Here is an 18393-nt window from a genome sequence, read left to right on the forward strand (position 1 = left end):
CGCGTCACATGGAGCGGGTCAGACCGCCCGCAGCGTCGGCGGCTGTGCCGGGCCCAGCGTGCGCGGGGCCTCCTCGCCATGGAGGTGCAGCACCCGGTCGTGCAGATCCACCAGCGTGGCGCGGTGGCCTATGGAGATGAAGGTGGTGTCCTTCAGGCGTTCGCGCAGCAGACGGTAGAGCATGGCCTCGCCCGCTTCGTCGAGCGCGGAAGTGGCCTCGTCCAGCAGCAGCACTTCCGGCTGCTCCAGCAGGGCCCGGGCGATGGAGATGCGCTGCTGCTCGCCGAGGGAAAGCTCGTGCGGCCAGGGCGCTTCCTCGCCGAGGCGGCCGGCCAGCTCGCCGAGGCCCACCGCCGCGAGGGCGTCGGCAAGGGCCTCCCGCGAGACCTCGTCCACCGGCCTTGGATAGGCGAGGGCGACATCGAGCCGCCCCACCGGGACGTAAGGCTTCTGCGGCAGCACCATGAGGCGGTGCTCGTCGCGCCGGTCCACCCGTCCGGTGGCATAGGGCCAGATGCCGGCGATGGCGCGCAGCAGGGTGGTCTTGCCCGCCCCGGACGGGCCGGTGATGAGCACGCATTCGCCGTGCTCGATGTGCAGCTCGTCGGTGGCCAGCAGCGGTGCGCCACCCGGCAGGCGGATGTCGAGCGCCTGGAGGAACAGGGCCTTTCCGTCCGGCAGCGGCCCATCCGCGCCCATCGCCGGCCGGGAAGCACGGGCGGCGGCGATGGAGGCCTCGAAACCGGTGAGGCGCTGCACCACCGAGGTCCATTCGGCGAGGGTCACATAGCTGGTGATGAAGAAGGAGAAGGCGCCCTGGACCGAGGAGAAGGCGCTCGCCGTCTGCATCAGCTGCCCGAGCTGGATCTGCCCGCCGAAATAGGCGGGGGAGACCACCACGTAGGGGAAGATGGTGGAGATCTGATTGTAGCCGGCGGTAAACCAGGTGAGTCGCTTCTGCGCCTTCATCTGCTGGACGAAATTGCCGAAGATGGCGGCGAACCGGCCTTCCAGCTTGCGGCCTTCCGCGCCCGCCCCCTCCAGCAGCGCGATCTGCTCGCCATTTTCGCGGACGCGGACGAGATCGACGCGGAAATCTGCCTCATAGCGCTGCTGCTCGAAATTGAGCCGGATGAGCGGGCGGCCGATGACGTGGGCGATGAGGGTGCCGGCCGCGGCGTAGATGAGCGCCGCCCAGAACAGATAGCCCGGCACGTTCACCTCGTGGCCGAACAGCTCAAAGGACATGGGGCCCGACAGCATCCACAGGATCACGCTGAACGACACCAGCGAGACGATGGTGCCGAGCAACCCGACGCCCACCGAGATGGTACGGTTGATGAACAGCTGCACGTCCTCGGAAATGCGCTGGTCCGGATTGTCCGCCGCATCGCCCGAGAGGCGCAGGCGGTAGTGGACATTGTCTTCCAGCCAGGCGTCGAGATAGCGCCGGGTCAGCCAGCGCCGCCAGCGCACCTCCAGCCATTGCTTGAGGTAGATCTGGTACACCGCCACCGCGATGGCCACGGCGGCGAGGCCGCAGAACACCAGGAGCTGCGTCTTGAAGGCGTCGAAGTCCTTGTCCTGGATGGCGTTGTAGAAGGCGACGTTCCATTCGTTGAGCAGCACGGAGGCGCCGACCCAGGCGAGCTCCAGCGCGATGACGGCGGCGAGGAGGCCGATGGCGCTCCACCGCTCCTCGCTGCGGAAATAGGGCATGGCGAGGCGGCTTATGTCGCCGACGAGGGTCATCAGGGCGCGCACGGGGCACTTCTCCGCAAACTGGGCCGCGCAGCTTTGGCGCTTCGCGCATGGCGGAACCATGGCCGCAGGATGAAGGATTGGAAAGGTGTCGGTGGGGCAGGGACGAGGGGCGGGGAGAGAGAGCAACGGGCGGGGACGAGGGAGAGCATCCGCCTGATCGAGGAGGAGAATAAGGCGGCGAAGGTCCGCTCAAGTCTCGTCTCCACCTTGCGGCGCTCCGGCATTCCGTCCCCGACGAGAGCCCTGTCGCAGGGGCTCGACGCGCTCGAAGAGGCAGGATTGCTGCGCCAGGCCGTGGTGGTGGGGACGGCCGCTTATCAATGCTATTCCGCACCGGTGGGCCACGCGCTGCCCGCCTCTGCCATGATGAGGCAGGGTGCCGATCCTGCTACCGCCAGCCTCGCCATCAGCGCTGCCGATGCGGGCGAGACGATGGAAACCATTCTGAAGCGGGCCGATCCCAGCTTCCGACCCTTGCCCGGCCTCGATCGGGCTGCGCCGCCCTCCCATTTCCGCTCGGCAGCGGGTTTCGTGGTGGACCTTCTCACGCCCCAGTACCGACGCGCCGATCCCAATCCCATGCCGCTGCCTGCGCTCGCGGCCGGGGCGGCGCCTCTTCAACACCTCCCGTGGCTCATCGCCGCGCCCGCAAGCTGGTCATCGCCCAGAAACTGGGAGGCGATACGGCCAAACGCGCCAAGGATCTGGTGCAGGCCGGCGCCCTGATCCAGGCCCTCAAGGCAGCGGATCCGTTCGCCCTGTCCGACGCTTGCGAGGATGCCTGCGCGCAGGGGATCGCCGGCTGGAAGCGCCCCATCGAGCGCTCCCTCAAGGAGCTTCGCCTGACACTGGACGACCTCTGCGCCTGAGGGAGTCGGTGCGCGACCGGTTCGACCTCAGGCCTTCTTCACGAACTCGGTGCGCAGCACGAGCCCCTTCACCTTCTCGACCTTGCAGTCGATCTCCTCCGGGTCGCCGGTGAGGCGGATGCCCTTCACCAGCGTGCCGCGCTTCAAGGTGACGGAGGTGCCCTTGACCTTCAGGTCCTTGATGAGGGTCACGTTGTCACCGTCCTTCAGGGGTGCGCCGTTGGCGTCGCGGACTTCAAGATCGGACACGCATCACACTCCCTTCGCCATCTCGCGCAGGCGGAACTTCTGGATCTTCCCGGTGGAGGTCTTGGGAATCTCGTCGAACACCACGTAGCGTGGGCATTTATAGGCGGCGAGATGGGTGCGGCAATGGGCGATGATGTCCTCGGCCGTGGCACTCATGCCGTCACGCAGCTCAACGAAGGCAACCGGCGTCTCGCCCCATTTGTCGTCGGGCTTCGCCACCACCGCCGCGGCGGCGATGGCGGGATGCTTGTAGAGTGCATCCTCCACCTCGATGGAGGAGATGTTCTCGCCGCCGGAGATGATGATGTCCTTGGAGCGGTCCTTCAGCTGGATGTATCCGTCGGGATGCTTCACCCCGAGGTCGCCGGAGTGGAACCAGCCGCCGGCGAAAGCCTTGTCGGTGGCGCTCGGGTTCTTGAGATAGCCCTTCATCACGACGTTGCCGCGGAACATCACCTCGCCCAGCGTCTCGCCGTCGGACGGGACCGGGACCATGGTCTCGGGGTCCATCACGTCGAGCGCCTCGAGGGCGCTGTAGCGCACCCCCTGGCGGGACTTGCGGATGGCGCGCTCGGTGGCGTCGAGGGCGTCCCACTCGCTGTGCCAGTCATTGACCACGGCGGGGCCGTAGACCTCGGTGAGGCCGTAGACGTGGACCACGTTGAAGCCGGCATCCTGCATGGCGGCGAGAACCGCCTCGGGCGGCGGGGCGGCGGCGGTGATGAACTCCACCTGCCGCGGCAGCGGTCGCTTGTCGTGCTCCGGCGCGTTGAGCAGGGTCGACATGACGATGGGGGCGCCGCACATGTGGGTGACCCCATGGTCGGCGATGGCATCGAAGATGGGCTTTGCCCTCACCTGCCGCAGGCACACATGGGTGCCCGCCACCAAAGTGACCGACCAGGGGAAGCACCAGCCGTTGCAGTGGAACATGGGCAGCGTCCACAGATAGACCGGGTGCTTGCCCAGGCTGCACGTCACCACATTGCCCACCGCCAGCAAATGGGCGCCGCGGTGGTGATAGACCACGCCCTTGGGGTCACCCGTGGTTCCGGACGTGTAGTTGAGGGCGATGGCGTCCCATTCATCCGCCGGCGGCTTCCAGGCGAAGTCCGCATCGCCGGTGGCGAGGAAATCCTCGTACTCCATGGAGCCGATGCGCTCGCCGGCGCCGGTGAATTCCGGGTCGTCATAATCGATGACGATGGGCTTGCGGGTGGCCATGGCGAGGGCCGCCTTCATCACCGGGGAGAATTCGCGGTCGGTGATGAGCACCTTCGCCTCGCCGTGATCGAGGGTGAAGGCGAGGATGGCCGCGTCGAGCCGGGTGTTCAGCGAGTTGAGCACCGCACCCACCATGGGCACGCCGTAGTGCGCCTCAAGCATGGCCGGCACGTTGGGAAGCATCACCGCCACGGTATCGCCGACGCCGACGCCCAGCTTCTCCAGCGCCGAGGCGAGGCGGCGGCTGCGGCCGTAAAAGTCGCGGTAGGTGCGCGTAAGGCGGCCGTGGAGGATGGCGGTGCGGTCCGGGAAGACGCTGGCCGCGCGCTCCAGGAAGCCGAGGGGGGTGAGCGGCTGGAAGTTCGCCGGAGTGCGTTCGAGATGAAGATCGTAGATGCCGGCCATCAGGTCCCCCCTGCCATGAGTGCTGCCGCCGGGATTCCCGGTCGAATTGGGCGGGGAACGTAGCCGAGGCCGCAGCGCCGGCGCAATCGCAGGATGCCGCGACGATAGTCTCAGCCGGCAGACAAGACGTCGGCCGTGCTCAGCGTCGCCGGAGCACGGCGTCGATGGCGCGCGCCACGGCGTCCTCGGCATCGAACGCGACCGGCACGCCGAGGACGCGGGGCCAGAACAGGGGCTCCTTGATGGCGCCGAGGAACTGCGCGGCAGCCAGCTGGGGGTCGCGCGCGCCATCAATCCGCCCGTCGGCGGCGAGCGTGGCGAAATAGGCGGCGAGGCCCATCACCGCCGGTTCCTTGCCGGCGGCAAAATAGGCCTGCGACATCTCGGGGAAGCGCGGTGCCTCGGCGATGACGAGCCGCAGGAGCGGGATGACGTCGGGACGGTCCCAATGGTCCGTCAGGCGCTGGACATAAGAGTGGAGGACCGCTCGGGGATCTCCCGGCGCCTCGCTGGAGAGGAGCGGAGCCCGGGTGAAATGCGACCACGCCTCGTCGATCACCGCGCCGAACAGCTCGGCCTTGCCGGGAAAGTGCTGGTAGAGCGTCCGCTTGGACACCGGCGCCGCCGCCGCCACCGCATCCATGGAGGTGGCGCCATAGCCCTTTTCCAGAAACAGCTTGCGCGCGGCGGAACGGATGCGCTCCGCCGTGTCGCGCCGGCCGCGGCGGGGCGCGGCGGCGGCAGGCCCGCCGGGATCGGGCGGGCGGGCAGCGTGCGGTTTCGCAGGCGGGGTCATTGACATATGTAAACTATACGGTGTAGTTTACTTCTATGGCCAGCGGAAACCTCCCCGGCCTGCCATCCTCTCATCATGAGGTCCCCCATGGACCACCGCTCCCTCGGTCGCTCGGGCCTATCCGTGTCCGCCATCGGCCTCGGCTGCATGGGCATGTCCGAATTCTACGGCCCCACCGACGACGAGCAATCGCTCGCAACCCTAGCAGCGGCGCTCGATCTCGGGATAAATTTCTTCGACACCGCAGACATGTACGGTTCCGGCGCCAACGAACGCCTTCTCGCCCGCTTCCTGAAGGGGCGGCGCGATCAGGTTGTGCTCGCCACCAAGTTTGGCAACGTGCGCGGACCCAACGGCGAGCGCCTCGGCGTGTCGGGCACGCCGGACTACGTGCGCTCGGCCTGCGATGCGAGCCTTGAACGGCTCGGCATCGACACCATCGACCTCTATTACCAGCACCGCGTGGACCCGAACACTCCCATCGAGGACACGGTCGGCGCCATGAGGGAACTGGTGGACGCCGGCAAGGTGCGTTTCCTCGGCCTGTCCGAATGCTCGGTCGCAACGCTGCGGCGCGCCCATGCCGTCCACCCCATCAGCGCCGTGCAGATCGAATATTCGCTATGGAGCCGCGAGCCCGAGCAGGAGATGCTGGACGCCTGTCGTGAGCTGGGCATCGCCTTCGTCGCCTATTCCCCGCTTGGACGCTCCTTCCTGACCGGCGCCGTGACATCGCCGGACAGCCTCGCTCCGGACGACTACCGCCGCGCCAGCCCGCGCTTCACCAGCGAGGCGGTGAAGCAGAACCTCACCATGGTGGAGGCGCTGAAGGACTTCGCCGCCGCCAAGGGCGCAACCAGCGCGCAGATCGCCTTGGCCTGGATCCTCAACAAGCAGGACAACGTCATCCCGATCCCCGGCACGAAGCGGATCAAGTATCTGCAGGAGAACGTGGCGGCCGCCGCCATCCGCCTGAGCGCGGAGGAGGTTGCAGCTCTCGACGCTCTGTTCGCGCCCGAGGGGGTGGCGGGAACGCGCTATCCCGAGGCCGGCATGGCGATGGTGAACCTGTAATGCCGGAGGTCGGGCCGGGCGGAGCCATGCCCGGCCCGATCTTCCTTGTGGGGCACCGCGCGGCCAAGGGTGGTTCACAGGCTGCATTTCACATGCTAGGTATGGATCATGTGATATGACCATTTCACCGAATGTGAAATGTGAAAAGGAGAGCCGCCATGTCCGCCCGTCCCAGCCGCCGCGTCGTTCTTGGCACCGCGCTCGCGGGGGCAGTCGCGGGAATGGCGGGGGCGCTCGGCGCGGCCCCGGCCTTGGCGCAGCAGGGGCCGTCCACCCTGCTCAACGTCTCCTATGACATTTCGCGCGAGCTTTTCACCGCGGTGAATGCCGAGTTCATCCCCTTCTGGAAGGAGAAGACCGGGCAGGCGCTGACGGTGAACCAGAGCCATGCGGGCTCTTCGCGCCAGGCGCGGGCGATCCTCGAAGGGCTGGAAGCCGACGTGGTCACCTTCAACCAGGTGATCGACGTGGATACCCTCGCCAAGGCCGGTTTCGTCGCCAAGGACTGGCAGTCCAAATTCCCCAATGCGGCCTCGCCTTATTATTCGTTCCCGGCCTTCCTGGTGCGCGCCGGAAATCCGAAGAACATCAAGGATTGGTCGGACCTCGTCCGCGACGACGTGAAGGTGATCTTCCCCAATCCGAAGACCTCGGGCAACGCGCGCTACACCTATCTTGCGGCCTATGCCTTCGCCCTGGAGCAGAACAAGGGTGACGCGGCCAAGGCCGACGCCTTCGTGAAGAAGCTGCTCTCCAACGTGCCGGTGTTCGACACCGGCGGCCGCGCTGCCACCACCACCTTCGTGGAGCGTGAGACCGGCGACGTGCTGGTGACGTTCGAGGCCGAGACCCGCGCCATCGAGGGCCTATATCCCGACCGCAAGCTCGCCACCGTCATCCCGTCCATGAGCCTGCTCGCCGAATTCCCGGTGGCCGTGGTGGACAAGGTGGTGGACAAGCGCGGCTCGCGCGCCTCCGCCACCGCCTATCTGGAGTTTTTGTATTCCCCCGCCGGCCAGACCGTCGCGGCGAAAGCCTTCCATCGGGTGGTGGATCCGAAGGTGGCTGAGGCGTTCAAGGCCCAGTTCCCGCCGGTGCGCCTGGTGAAGGTGGAGGACGTGTTCGGCGGCTGGGAAAAGCTCCAGGCCGCCCATTTCGCCTCCGGCGGCAAGCTCGATTCCCTGTTCGTCGCCCGGTAGGACCCAAAAGCCGAGGGCCGGGGGACCGCGGCGTCTCCTCCGCCTTTCGGGGGCATCGCGGCACGGCCGGTGCTGTGTCGCGTTCCCGCCCTGTCGGACCTGGGCGTGCCGGGGCGAACCGCCTTTATCCCGCCGATCGTGAGCGAGAAAACCTCCAAATCTTTGAAGTGTCTCACTTAAATCCAGGGCTGGCTGTCCGGCACGCATTTTGAATGGCTCCAGGAAGGTCCCACGAGCCCGCGAGCTGTCATGTCCGAAGCTGCCGAAAGCGAAGTCCTCGATATCCCGCAGGTCTACACGCACCACGTCTTTTGCTGCTTCACCCAGCGCCCGCCGCAGCATCCGCGCGGCTCCTGCGGCGCCAATGGCGCGGCGCCTCTGTGGGAGCGGCTGGGCAAGAAGCTGGAAGCCTCGGGACGGCGCGACATCGCCATGACCTCCTCCGGCTGCCTCAGCTTCTGCCAGGCCGGGCCGATCATGGTCGTCTACCCGCAGGGCATCTGGTACACGCCCAAGACTACCGAGGACATCGACGAGATCTTCACCTCGCATCTCCTCGGCGGCAAGCCGGTAGAGCGGCTCATCATCGTCCCGCGCATCTGACGCGCGGGGCGGTGGCGGGGCTCAGGCCCCGTCACCTTCCAGCAGGCGGAAGGTGAGGCGGACGCAGGTGCCGCGCGGCCGGGCATCAAACACCGGCTCGCAGCCGAGCTTCATGCACATGGCCCGCACGATGCGGTTGCCGAGTCCCGTGGACGTGGCGGACTTCTCGGCCGAAATGCCGGCGCCGTCGTCCTCGACGGTGAAGTCGATCCGCTGGCCCTGCCGCTTCAGCGCCACTCGCACCGGCCCTTCGCCGTCCGGGTAGGCGTATTTCATGGCGTTGATGACCAGCTCGGTGGCGATGATGCCCACCGCCACGGCCCGGTCCGGATCGATATGGATCGGGTCGGCGTCGAGCGCGATGCTGACGCCGCCGTGCTCGCGCTGGGCCGACACCTGGAGGTCGTCCAGCAGCGAGCCGATATACTGGTCGAGCGCCACGGTCGCGATCTGGTCCGAGGTGTAGAGGCGCCGGTGCACCTGGGCCACCGCTGACACGCGATTGCGGGCCGCGTTGAGCGCTTCCTTCACCCGCGGCTCGTCATTGGCGCTGGCCTGCACGTTGAGCAGCGACACGATGATCTGCAGCGAATTGCCGACGCGATGGTTCATCTCGCGCAACAGCAGGGCCCGCTCGGCCGCAAGAGCCTCGAAGCGGTCGCGGGCCGCGCGAATCTCCGCCTCCGCCGCCTCGTGGGCGCGGCGCATGCGCACCTGCTCCACCGCCGCCACGAAGGCGGCGCGCAGCAGCTCGATGAAGTCGGCCTGCACCTCCTTCACCACATAGTCCGCCGCCCCCGCCTTCAGCGCGGCAACGGCGAGGCGGCCATCCTGCGCGCCGGTGACGTAGACCACCGGCGGTGCGTTCTCCAGTGCGCCGATGGCGGAGAGGGTGGAGATGCCGTCCTGTCCGGGCATGTAATGGTCGAGGGCGACCACGTCGAAGCGCTCGGCGGCGAGGCGGGCGAGGCCCTCCTCCCCCGACCATGCGAGCACCACCTCAAAGCCGAGCCGTCCCAGCTGGCGCTGCACCAGCCGCCCGAGAGCCGGGTCGTCGTCCACATACAGCACGCGCAGGGGCGCGGGTGGCGCGCCCGAGGCGTCCTGCAGCGGTGCCGACGTGTCGGTCACGGCACAATCCATCAATTGGTCTCCGGAACCTGGATGACGGAGAAGAACAGGCCGAGCTGGCGGATCGCGTTGGCGAAATTCTCGTAATTCACCGGCTTCGTCACATAGACGTTGGCGCCGAGGTCGTAGCAGCGCTGGATCTCCACCTTGTCGTCGGTGGTGGTGAGCACGACGACCGGCGAGCGCTTGAGATGCTCGTTCTGCTTGATCCGCCCGAGGATCTCCACGCCGGTCATGTCCGGCAGGTTGAGATCGAGCAGCACCAGCAACGCGCGGCCGATATGATCGCTGCCGCTGCCGTCGGGGCCGAAGAGGAAGTTGACCGCGCTGGTGCCGTCGGTGAAGGCGATGATCTTGTTGCTCACGCCGGCGCGCCGGATGTTCTTCTCGATGAGGCGCGCGTGCCCCTCGTCGTCCTCGACCATGATGATGGTGACGTGCTCAGCCATTGTCCTTGTGTCCGGTTTCCGTTGGGAGGCGGCGCGGCAAGGTCACCCGGAAGGTGGACCCCTCCCCCAGCGCCGACTCAAGAGAGATGAGACCTCCCATCCGTCGCACCAGGGCGCGCACATGGGCAAGTCCGATGCCTTCGCCGGGGCGGTCCTGCCGTCCCGACCGGCGGAACAGCTCGAAGACCCGCCCCTGATCCTTCGCCTCGATCCCGCGCCCGTTGTCCTTCACGACGAAGGTCACGAAGCCGGGCGTATCCACCGCGCTCACCTCGACGCGTGCCGGTACCCCATCACGGCGGTACTTTAGCGCGTTGTCGAGGAGGTTTGTGAAGATCTGTTCCAGCGCCAGCCGATCGGACTGCACCTGGGGCAGCTTTCCGATATGGATTTCGGCATTGGCCTCGGCCAGCTGGTGGGCCATGGAATCGCGGATGCCGGCCACGAGGCGCTCCACGTCGAGGTCCATGGGGACGAATTCCTTCCGCCCCTCCCGCGACAGCGCGAGGATGGCGTGGATCAGCCGGTCCATGCGGTTGATGGAGGTCTTGATGAAGCCGAGGGCCTCGTCGAAGTCGGACGACATCTCGCCATCGGCGGCCGGGTCCTCCCCGGCGGCCTCGCGCAGCCGGGCGAGGCGGTCGAACAATTCGCCGCGCATGGCCTCGATCTCGCTGGTGAAGCCCATGATGTTCACCAAAGGCGAGCGCAGGTCGTGGCTGACGATGTAGGCGAAGCTCTGGATCTCGTCGTTGGCTTCCTTCAGGTCCGCCGTCCGCTCGGCCACGCGCTTCTCAAGGCCCGAATTGGCGGCCTCCAGCTCCTGCTGGGCGGCTTCCAGCGCCAGGATGCCGCGCCGGTTGATGGCGAGGGCGAGGATGCCGAGGCAGAACACCGCCCCAAGCCCGGCGATGCTCACGGCGATGAGCCACACGGAGCTGTCACGCGAGGCTTCCGCGCGCTCGTCGAGGAGGGCCGTCTCGGTGGCTTTCATGTCGACCAGAATCGTGCCCAACCGGCTCATGGCGCCTTCGGTGCGGTCATTGCGGATGTCGGCCAGCGCGCCCTCGGTGTCGCCCGACTTGTGGAGCGCGATGGACTTCTCGTAGGAGGCGAGGCGCGCTTCAAGCAGCTGTCGCGCTTCCGCGATGCGCGCCTGCTGAACCGGATTGTCCTGGGTGAGCTCGGCCAGTTCGTCCAGGGTCGGCCCGGTCTGGGCCTTGGACACCTCATAGAAGCGCAGGAAGCCCGGAGCGCCGGAGATCAGATAGCCCCGCTCGGCACTTTCGGTGCGGCGGATGAGAACCTGGATCTGGGAAATGGCGTTCATCACCCGGAGCGTGTGGGCGACGCGCGTTGCGTCTTCCTGCGACCGATTCACCAGGGACAGCGCAACCGCACTCAGGGCGATGAGGATGGCGAAGCCCAGCAGCAGCAGCAGTGTCGGACGCGGCAGCGAGAGACGCACGCGCGATAGCCGTGGGACCGCGTCGCTGAGGCTCATCGCCATGGGGCCTCCGGGAACTGAGTGGTAGGGGGCGCGGAAGCCGGCGCGCCACGCGCCGTCAGCGGCCGCGGAAGGGTCCGCGTCCGGATTACGGTCGTATTGGTCCGCCGGATCCAAGCTGATCCGACGTCGCAGCCCGCCTCGCCGTGAGGACGAACCACCGATCCTTGCATGTGCGCGCCCGCCTCTGGCGGGGCAGGTACCTGAAAACCTCTTGGTTCCCATCCTGCCCCGGTTCAGGTGTAATAAGTGTCGTCTGGCTTGAAGGTTCCAGGGCTTCGCGCTTGGATACGGCTTGATCGTCGCTTTCTCGATCGTGTTGCAAAGGAGCATCATGCCGGTCACGCTGCCCGGCCGACGACCCGATGAGACGGCGCCCGTTGCGCCGGCCGACGAGGTCGCGGCCTATCTCTCCGCCCACGGCGAGCCTGACGTGGTGGAGGTACTCCTGCCAGATACCTCGGCGGTGCTGCGTGGCAAGTGGATTCCCGGCCACGCCATGGGGAAGATCTGGAAGGACGGCGTGCCCATTCCCCTGTCCATCTTCGGGCTCGACATCTGGGGCTGTGAGGTTGAGGCCACCGAGATCCACCTGGAGACAGGCGACAAGGACGGCCTGTGCTGGCCGGTGGAAGGCACACTCAAGCCGGTGCCGTGGGCGCCGCGACCGACCGCCCAGGTCCTCATCACCATGTTCGAGCCGGACGGCTCGGTCCGCGGCACGCCATGGAAGCTCGATCCGCGCCAGCAGCTTGCCGGCATCGTCGAGCGGTTCGCCGCGCGCGGGCTCGTGCCCTGCGTCGCCTTCGAGCTGGAATTCTATCTGCTGAAGCCATCCGACGTGCCGGGCGCGCCGCCCGAGCCGGTGTTTCCGACCACGGGACAGGCGCGGCAGAACATGTATGCCATGTCCGATCTCGACGCCTTCGCGCCGGTGCTGCACGACATGCGCGCCGCCTGCGCCGCCCAGGGCCTGCCCGCCGACACGGTGATCTCGGAGGCGGCACCCGGCCAGTTCGAGGTCAATCTCTATCACAAGGCCGACCCGCTCTCGGCGGCGGACGACGCCATCCTGCTGCGCCGCCTGATCGACGGCGTGGCGCGCCGCCACGACCTCAGGGCCAGCTTCATGGCGAAGCCGCTGGTGGATTTCGCCGGCAACGGCATGCATGTGCATGTGAGCCTCATGGAGGCCCAGGGCGGCAACCTGTTCGCCCGGCCCGACGGCGTCGGGGATCGGGCGCTGCGGCACGCGGCCGGCGGTCTGCTCGCCACCATGGCCGACTGCACTTTGCTCTTCGTGCCGAGCTACAACGGCTATCGCCGGCTGGTGCCGGGCAGCTACGCGCCGGTGTCAGTGAGCTGGGGCTATGACAACCGCTCGGTGGCGGTGCGGGTGCCCAACGGGCCGCCCGCCGCCCGCCGCCTCGAGCACCGCATCGCCGGGGCGGAGGCCCATCCCCATCTGGTGCTTGCCGGCATTCTGGCGGGAATGCTGGAAGGCCTGGAGCGGGAGATCGAGCCGCCCGCCGCCTTGTCCGGCAACGCCTATGAGCACGCGGCGGAGAAGCTCTCGCCCTCCATGGCCGAGGCGGTGGCGCGCTTCGCCGCGTCGGACTTCATCGGCCGGGCGTTCGGCGAGGACTACCGGCGCATCTATGGCGTGATGAAGCGGGAGGAGCTCGCGGCCTTCAGCCGCGTCATCCTCCCGCTCGAATACGACACCTATTTGTGACGCGGCCCGTTTCCTGTTGAGCGCCGTGCCGCGACGCAATAGCCTTGAACGATCGGGGGCGGGCGAGCGACAGGAACCACCCCGTGCAAGAGGAGAACGGCGGATGCTTCGCCAAACGCTAGCGGCAGTCGTCTTTGCCACGGTGGGCCTCACCGGCGTGGCGGCGGCCCAGGACAAGGTCGTCAACGTCTTCAACTGGTCGGACTATATCGATGAGTCCGTTCTGGAAGATTTCACCAAGGAAACCGGGATCAAGGTCCGCTACGACGTCTTCGACAGCAACGAGGTGCTGGAGACGAAGCTTCTGGCCGGCAAGACCGGCTACGACGTGGTGGTTCCCTCGGGCTCCTTCCTCCAGCGGCAGATCAAGGCCGGCATCTTCCAGGTTCTCGACAAGGCGAAGCTGCCGAACCTGCAATATGCCTGGCCGGAAGTAACCAAGCGCCTCGCCGTCTACGACCCGGACAACGCCCACGCCGTCAACTACATGTGGGGCACCACCGGCATCGGCTACAACGTGGACAAGGTGAAGGAACGGCTCGGCGACATTCCCATGAATACATGGGACATCGTGTTCAAGCCCGAGATCCTTTCCAAGCTCAAGGATTGCGGCGTCTACATGCTGGACGGGCCGGAGGAGGTCATCCCCTCCGCCATGAAGTATCTGGGCCTGGAGCCCGATTCCAAGAATCCGGACGACATCGCCAAGGCCGGCGAGCTTCTGATGAAGGTTCGCCCGTTCATCAAGAAGTTCGATTCGTCCGGCTACATCAACGCGCTGGCGCGCGGCGACATCTGTCTCGCGGTGGGCTGGTCGGGCGACGTCTTCCAGGCCAAGACCCGCGCCGAGGAAGCCGCCAAGAAGACCAAGAAGAAGCCGATCAACGTGGAGTACGTGATCCCGAAGGAAGGCGCGCTCATGTGGTTCGACAACTTCGCCATCCCGAAGGATGCGAAGAATGTGGACAATGCGCTCACCTTCATCAACTACATGATGAAGCCGGAAGTCGCGGCGAAGAATTCCAACTTCATCTCCTACGCCAACGGCAACCTTGAGTCGCAGAAGTACATCGACAAGGCGATCCTCGACAATCCGGCGATCTATCCGACGAAGGAGGTCTTCGACCGCCTCTTCATCGTCACCACCAACGAGCCGGCGGTGCAGCGCGTCATCACCAAGACCTGGACCTCGTTCAAGCGCGGGAAGTGAGGTCGCTCAAAAGCGCCTCATCGGGTGAAAATGAGAAGGGCCGCGGGAGATGTCTCCCGCGGCCCTTTTCGTTGAATTGTTGCAGGCTGGCTTAGCCCTGGAGCCCCCGCTTCACCGCATCCACGATCCGGTCCTGCGTCGCCTCGTCCAGATAGGCGTGCATGGGCAGGGATATGACTTCTTCCGCCAGCATCTCGCACACCGGCAGGATGGCGCCCGCTGAGGGATAGTGGCGGTACGCCGGCTGAAGGTGCATGGGCAGACGATAATAGACCGCGGTGGGCACGCCCTCGGCCTTCAGCGTCTCGGCAAGGCCATCGCGTACCCCGGGGGCGAGGCGGATGGTGTATTGCGCCCACACCGAGGTGGCGCGCGAATCCACCACTGGCACCGTGGCTACGTCCTTCAGCAGCGCGCTGTAGCGCCGCGCCACCTTCTCGCGCGCCGCGATCTCCTCCTCGAAGATGGCGAGCTTTTCGATGAGCACCGCCGCCTGGATGGTGTCGAGGCGCGCGGTCATGCCGATGCGCACGTTCTGGTATTTGTCGACGCCCTGGCCGTGCTCGCGCAGGCTCTTGAGCACCGCCACCAGTTCCGCGTCGTCGGTCAGGATGGCGCCGCCGTCGCCATAGGCACCGAGCGGCTTGGCGGGGAAGAAGGACGTGGCGGTGGCGTCGCCGATAGATCCGGTCCGCTTGTTGTTCCAGGTTGCTCCGAAGCCCTGCGCGGTGTCGCACAGCACCTTGAGGCCGTATTTCTCGGCCACGGGCAGGATGGCGTCATAGTCCGCCGGCTGGCCGAACAGATCCACGGGGATCACCACGCGGGGCTCCAGCCCCTGCTCGATGGCGACCTTGATGGCCTGGTCCAGGCTCTCGGGATCCATGTTGAAGGTGTCTTCCTTCACGTCCACGAACACCGGGGTTGCGCCCACCCACGGCACCACCTCCGCGGTGGCGCAGAAGGTGAAGGCCGGGCAGAACACCGCATCGCCCGCTTTCACGCCCCAGGCCATGAGCAGCAGCGCCAGCGCGTCGGTGCCGCTGGCGCAGGAGATGGCATGCTTGGCGCCGGCGAAGGCGGCGAGCTGCGCCTCGAACTCCGCCACTTCCGGCCCGTTGATATAGCGGCAGGAGGCGAGCACCGCCTGCACCGCGTCGTCGATACGCCGGCCGATGCGGGCGCGCTGGGCGGCGAGGTCGATGAAGGCGATGGGGGCGGGCGAGGTGGTTGCGGCCGTCGCGGGAGACGTCATCACTGATCCCTGTCGGTGGCCCGTGTCGGGCGGGAGGGGCGGCTGCGCACGCGCGCGAAGGAGCGCCGGGCCGGATGGCACGGCGCCAAGAGGCCAGGGCGGAATCAGCCCACCGCGCGGCGCTTCGAAACCTTGGCGGGCGCGGCGCCCGGCAGGCACGACATGGCGATTTCCAGGCTCGCCACGCCCTCCTCGCCGGTCACTTCCGGCGTGCGGCCGGTGCGCACGGAGGAGAGGAAATTCTCCAGCTCGGCCCGCAGCGGCTCGGCATAGGCCACGGGCAGATGGCGGGTGGAATAGGAGCCGTCGGGGCGATAGTCGAAATGCTCTGTCACCTGCCGGGTGAGGAGGTCGCCGATGACATACTTCTTCGAGGTGGCGACGTGCACCGTGCGCGCCTTGAAGGGCGTCAGCCAGTTGGTGTTGATGTGGGCCAGCGCGCCATTGGCGGTGCGGAACTGGAGGAGGGCGATGTCCTCCCGCTCGGCAATCGCGGCGCGGGTCTGCGGCTGCACCTCGAGGATGTCCGAGCCGGTGAACCAGCGGATCAGGTCGATGTCGTGCACCGCGAGGTCGATCACCACGCCCACGTTGGACATGCGCGGCGGGAAGGGACCGACGCGGGTGATGGCGATGGAGAGCAGGTTCTCGTCGCGGATGGCATCCTTGATGGCGCGCACGGCGGGATTGAAGCGCTCCACATGCCCGATCATGAGGGTGACGCCCTTGGCGCGGGCGGCCGCGATGATCTCGCGGCCCTCGTCGGCGGTGGAGGCCACGGGCTTCTCCACCAGGACCGAGCAGCCGGCGGCGATCACGTCGAGGGCAATGGAATGATGCAGGTGGGTCGGCGCCGCCACCACCACCGCGTCGAGCCCGAGGGCGAGCAGATCGTGATGGTCGGCGACGGCCTTGCAGCCGAGGAAGTTGGCCACCCGCTGGGCCTGGGCCTCGTCCGGGTCGGCGACTGCCACCAGCTCGGCGCCGGGGAGTTCGGCGAGGACGCGGGCGTGGTTCGACCCCATGATGCCGATGCCCGTGACGCCGATGCGTACCGGACCTTTCGAGGCGCGCTCCTGATCGGGCGCTGCCGGATGAGCCATTTCAGCCCTCATCTGCCGTTGCACAAAGCGCGCTCTAACACGATCATGATTAAGAAGGCGAGGAGCGGCGTCAAATCGAGCGCCCTGTTGCGTTCAAGAATTGCATCCCCGTGTTACCACCTGGGCGGTCCTGCCCCATTCCGGCACCACCGGCGGCAGGAATCAGCCCTCCGCGCAGCCCGGTAAGGTCGGGTCGCGCATGGCGCCATCGAGATCAGAATTTGTAATTGATGCCGATTCGTGCGGTCTGCGACGTGGTCCCGGCGCTGGCCCCGAGCGTGTCGTAGAATTTCGAGCCGAGGTCGGTGTAGAGATATTCGGTTTTTGCGGTCCAATGCTCGGTCAGGGCGTATTCCAGACCGGCGCCGGCGGTCCAGCCGGTCAGGGTCTTGGACTGGCTCGCGCCAAGCGTGTCCACCGACATGTTGCCGTAGGCGAAGCCCCCAGTGACATAAGGCAGCACCGGCCCGACGGCATAGCCTAGACGTCCGCGCACCGTGCCCAGCGTCCCGAGGGACGCGGACAGGCCGGGCGCGCCGGCGCTCAGGTCGCCGCCCTGGATGTCGGCTTCCAGGCCCGCGACGATGTTGTTGCCGAACTGGTAGTTGAAGCCGAGCTGCCCGCCACCGAAGGCGCCTTTGGGGTCGATGCCGGCGACGCCCAGCGCATCCTCACCCGTGCCCCAGCCGTAGCCCGCATTGCCGCCGATATAGAATCCGGTCCATGAAAATACCGGCTGCGGCACGACCGCCGGCGCGGATGTCTGCGGGCGCGCCATGTCGGCCGCGGCTGCCGGCACGGCAAACCCAGCGGCGGCAAAGGCCGACACGAGGGCGCAGCGGGCGACAAGGCGTATCACGGCGGATCCTCCGCAGGGCTTCAGGTCGGCGAACATCGCGCGCTGACCCGGCCGGGCCATGGCCCAGCTGCGGCGAAGGTGTGGCGCGGGCGACGGCCCCGCTCACTTGCGCGTGTGCGCAGCCATGAAAAAAGGGCTCCCGGCGACGCCGGGAGCCCTTGGCAGATGATGCGGTTCTGAAGGATCAGAACTTGTAGTTCACGCCCACCTTGGCGGTCTGGATGTCGGTGCTGACAGACAGCTGGTCGCCGTTGAAGAAGGTGGTCTTGCTGTCGTTGAAGCCGAGGTAGAGATACTCGGCCTTGACGGTCCAGTTGTTGGTGATGGCGTACTCGATACCGGCGCCGGCGGTCCAGCCCCACTTGGTGCTGTCGTAGGACACGCCGTAGGGGTCGGAATAGTTCAGCTTGGCCCAGGCCGCGCCGCCGGTGATGTACGGCAGGAAGCGGTCCATGGCGTAGCCGAGGCGGGCGCGGATGGTGCCGAAGTAATCCACGTTCTGGGACACCACGGCGCCGCCCACGGGGCCGCCGACGAGGATGGTGTCGGAGCCGAGGTCGGCCCAGTCGAAGTCAGCCTCGACGCCGAGCACCACGTTGTTCACGAACTGGTAGTTGTAGCCCAGCTGCAGACCGCCGAAGAAGCCGTTGGAGCTGCCCAGATCGTAGCTGTAGGTCACCGGCGAGGCGAACGGGGTGTAGTCGTAGGAATTGCTCGCCCAGCCCCAGCCAACGTTGCCGCCGACGTAGAAGCCGGTCCAGGAGAAGACCTGCACGGGAATGGGGCCCGCCTTGACAGGATAACGCGTGGACAGATCTGCCGCAGAGGCAGTACCGGCCAGAAGGACGAGGGCGGAGGCGCCCAGAAGTGCACGCTTCAACATGAGATCTTACCTTTGTTGTATCACCGGCGCATTCGGGGGGTCTCGCCGGAGGATGGATCCTTTTTACAGGCGGAGGCC

General features: G+C 66.9%; 16 protein-coding genes and 1 pseudogene. 6 read left to right on the top strand and 11 right to left on the bottom strand.

Annotated elements, in window-relative coordinates; translation table 11 throughout:
* Positions 1 to 18: 18 nt before the first annotated feature.
* Positions 19 to 1764, bottom strand: coding sequence for an ABC transporter ATP-binding protein/permease (locus ABLE93_RS14115; RefSeq protein ID WP_348840471.1), 1746 nt, complete (start codon positions 1762 to 1764; stop codon positions 19 to 21).
* 69 nt (positions 1765 to 1833) lie between these two features.
* On the opposite strand from ABLE93_RS14115, the pseudogene ABLE93_RS26985 reads away from it, so the two are divergent.
* A pseudogene (locus tag ABLE93_RS26985) lies at positions 1834 to 2633 on the top strand (GSU2403 family nucleotidyltransferase fold protein).
* A 27-nt stretch (positions 2634 to 2660) separates the two neighbouring features.
* On the opposite strand, the gene ABLE93_RS14125 reads toward ABLE93_RS26985, so the two are convergent.
* The 3 genes from ABLE93_RS14125 to ABLE93_RS14135 form a co-directional block, all read right to left on the bottom strand.
* On the bottom strand, positions 2661 to 2882 hold the full coding sequence (locus tag ABLE93_RS14125) for an alkylphosphonate utilization protein (protein ID WP_348840473.1): 222 nt from the start codon (positions 2880 to 2882) through the stop codon (positions 2661 to 2663).
* A gap of 3 nt (positions 2883 to 2885) precedes the next feature.
* A complete protein-coding gene (locus ABLE93_RS14130) occupies positions 2886 to 4511 on the bottom strand; it encodes an acyl-CoA synthetase (protein WP_348840474.1) in 1626 nt (541 codons plus the stop codon).
* 139 nt (positions 4512 to 4650) lie between these two features.
* The gene (locus ABLE93_RS14135) at positions 4651 to 5307 is read right to left on the bottom strand and encodes a TetR/AcrR family transcriptional regulator (protein WP_348840475.1); all 657 of its coding nucleotides are present in this window, start codon (positions 5305 to 5307) and stop codon (positions 4651 to 4653) included.
* Positions 5308 to 5394: 87 nt separating this feature from the next.
* Here ABLE93_RS14135 and ABLE93_RS14140 point away from each other — a divergent pair, with 87 nt between their 5' ends.
* The 3 genes from ABLE93_RS14140 (at position 5395) to ABLE93_RS14150 (ending at position 8183) form a co-directional block, all read left to right on the top strand.
* Complete coding sequence (locus ABLE93_RS14140; protein ID WP_348840476.1) at positions 5395 to 6381, top strand: aldo/keto reductase; 987 nt, start codon at positions 5395 to 5397, stop codon at positions 6379 to 6381.
* A 158-nt stretch (positions 6382 to 6539) separates the two neighbouring features.
* A complete protein-coding gene (locus ABLE93_RS14145) occupies positions 6540 to 7580 on the top strand; it encodes a sulfate ABC transporter substrate-binding protein (RefSeq protein WP_510183026.1) in 1041 nt (346 codons plus the stop codon).
* A gap of 249 nt (positions 7581 to 7829) precedes the next feature.
* On the top strand, positions 7830 to 8183 hold the full coding sequence (locus tag ABLE93_RS14150) for a (2Fe-2S) ferredoxin domain-containing protein (RefSeq protein ID WP_348840477.1): 354 nt from the start codon (positions 7830 to 7832) through the stop codon (positions 8181 to 8183).
* Between the two features lie 21 nt (positions 8184 to 8204).
* On the opposite strand, the gene ABLE93_RS14155 is transcribed toward ABLE93_RS14150, so the two are convergent.
* From ABLE93_RS14155 to ABLE93_RS14165, 3 genes are read right to left on the bottom strand one after another with little or no spacing between them, the layout of a single operon-like run.
* A complete protein-coding gene (locus ABLE93_RS14155; protein ID WP_348840478.1) occupies positions 8205 to 9314 on the bottom strand; it encodes a histidine kinase dimerization/phosphoacceptor domain -containing protein in 1110 nt (369 codons plus the stop codon).
* An 11-nt stretch (positions 9315 to 9325) separates the two neighbouring features.
* A complete protein-coding gene (locus tag ABLE93_RS14160; protein WP_348840479.1) occupies positions 9326 to 9763 on the bottom strand; it encodes a response regulator in 438 nt (145 codons plus the stop codon).
* On the bottom strand, positions 9756 to 11273 hold the full coding sequence (locus ABLE93_RS14165; protein ID WP_348840480.1) for a sensor histidine kinase: 1518 nt from the start codon (positions 11271 to 11273) through the stop codon (positions 9756 to 9758). The genes ABLE93_RS14160 and ABLE93_RS14165 overlap by 8 nt, the downstream gene beginning before the upstream one ends.
* A 331-nt stretch (positions 11274 to 11604) precedes the next feature.
* Here ABLE93_RS14165 and ABLE93_RS14170 point away from each other — a divergent pair, with 331 nt between their 5' ends.
* Together ABLE93_RS14170 and ABLE93_RS14175 are read left to right on the top strand one after the other, a co-directional pair.
* Complete coding sequence (locus tag ABLE93_RS14170; RefSeq protein WP_348840481.1) at positions 11605 to 13005, top strand: glutamine synthetase family protein; 1401 nt, start codon at positions 11605 to 11607, stop codon at positions 13003 to 13005.
* Positions 13006 to 13108: 103 nt separating this feature from the next.
* Positions 13109 to 14215 (top strand): polyamine ABC transporter substrate-binding protein, encoded by a 1107-nt coding sequence (locus ABLE93_RS14175; protein ID WP_348840482.1) that lies wholly within the window; start codon positions 13109 to 13111, stop codon positions 14213 to 14215.
* A gap of 91 nt (positions 14216 to 14306) precedes the next feature.
* Here the strand turns inward: ABLE93_RS14175 and ABLE93_RS14180 are convergent, their stop codons facing one another.
* The 4 genes from ABLE93_RS14180 to ABLE93_RS14195 all read right to left on the bottom strand — a co-directional run bounded on the left by ABLE93_RS14180 (position 14307) and on the right by ABLE93_RS14195 (position 18315).
* The gene (locus tag ABLE93_RS14180; protein WP_348840483.1) at positions 14307 to 15470 is read right to left on the bottom strand and encodes a DegT/DnrJ/EryC1/StrS family aminotransferase; all 1164 of its coding nucleotides are present in this window, start codon (positions 15468 to 15470) and stop codon (positions 14307 to 14309) included.
* Between the two features lie 104 nt (positions 15471 to 15574).
* Entirely contained in the window at positions 15575 to 16573 is a 999-nt protein-coding gene (locus ABLE93_RS14185) for a Gfo/Idh/MocA family protein (RefSeq protein ID WP_348840484.1), read from the bottom strand.
* 214 nt (positions 16574 to 16787) lie between these two features.
* Positions 16788 to 17432, bottom strand: coding sequence for an outer membrane protein (locus tag ABLE93_RS14190; protein WP_348840485.1), 645 nt, complete (start codon positions 17430 to 17432; stop codon positions 16788 to 16790).
* Between the two features lie 184 nt (positions 17433 to 17616).
* Complete coding sequence (locus ABLE93_RS14195; RefSeq protein ID WP_348840486.1) at positions 17617 to 18315, bottom strand: outer membrane protein; 699 nt, start codon at positions 18313 to 18315, stop codon at positions 17617 to 17619.
* Positions 18316 to 18393 lie beyond the last annotated feature (78 nt).

The organism is Xanthobacter pollutisoli (assembly GCF_040044995.1).
Classification (GTDB): domain Bacteria; phylum Pseudomonadota; class Alphaproteobacteria; order Rhizobiales; family Xanthobacteraceae; genus Xanthobacter.

Bases quoted from the DNA above. Each gene is read 5' to 3' on its own strand.
- ABLE93_RS14130 (WP_348840474.1), bottom strand. From the start codon at position 4,511: ATGGCCGGCATCTACGATCTTCATCTCGAACGCACTCCGGCGAACTTC.
- ABLE93_RS14135 (WP_348840475.1), bottom strand. From the start codon at position 5,307: ATGACCCCGCCTGCGAAACCGCACGCTGCCCGCCCGCCCGATCCCGGC.
- ABLE93_RS14140 (WP_348840476.1), top strand. From the start codon at position 5,395: ATGGACCACCGCTCCCTCGGTCGCTCGGGCCTATCCGTGTCCGCCATC.
- ABLE93_RS14145 (WP_510183026.1), top strand. From the start codon at position 6,540: ATGTCCGCCCGTCCCAGCCGCCGCGTCGTTCTTGGCACCGCGCTCGCG.
- ABLE93_RS14150 (WP_348840477.1), top strand. From the start codon at position 7,830: ATGTCCGAAGCTGCCGAAAGCGAAGTCCTCGATATCCCGCAGGTCTAC.
- ABLE93_RS14160 (WP_348840479.1), bottom strand. From the start codon at position 9,763: ATGGCTGAGCACGTCACCATCATCATGGTCGAGGACGACGAGGGGCAC.
- ABLE93_RS14165 (WP_348840480.1), bottom strand. From the start codon at position 11,273: ATGGCGATGAGCCTCAGCGACGCGGTCCCACGGCTATCGCGCGTGCGT.
- ABLE93_RS14170 (WP_348840481.1), top strand. From the start codon at position 11,605: ATGCCGGTCACGCTGCCCGGCCGACGACCCGATGAGACGGCGCCCGTT.
- ABLE93_RS14175 (WP_348840482.1), top strand. From the start codon at position 13,109: ATGCTTCGCCAAACGCTAGCGGCAGTCGTCTTTGCCACGGTGGGCCTC.
- ABLE93_RS14180 (WP_348840483.1), bottom strand. From the start codon at position 15,470: ATGACGTCTCCCGCGACGGCCGCAACCACCTCGCCCGCCCCCATCGCC.
- ABLE93_RS14185 (WP_348840484.1), bottom strand. From the start codon at position 16,573: ATGGCTCATCCGGCAGCGCCCGATCAGGAGCGCGCCTCGAAAGGTCCG.
- ABLE93_RS14195 (WP_348840486.1), bottom strand. From the start codon at position 18,315: ATGTTGAAGCGTGCACTTCTGGGCGCCTCCGCCCTCGTCCTTCTGGCC.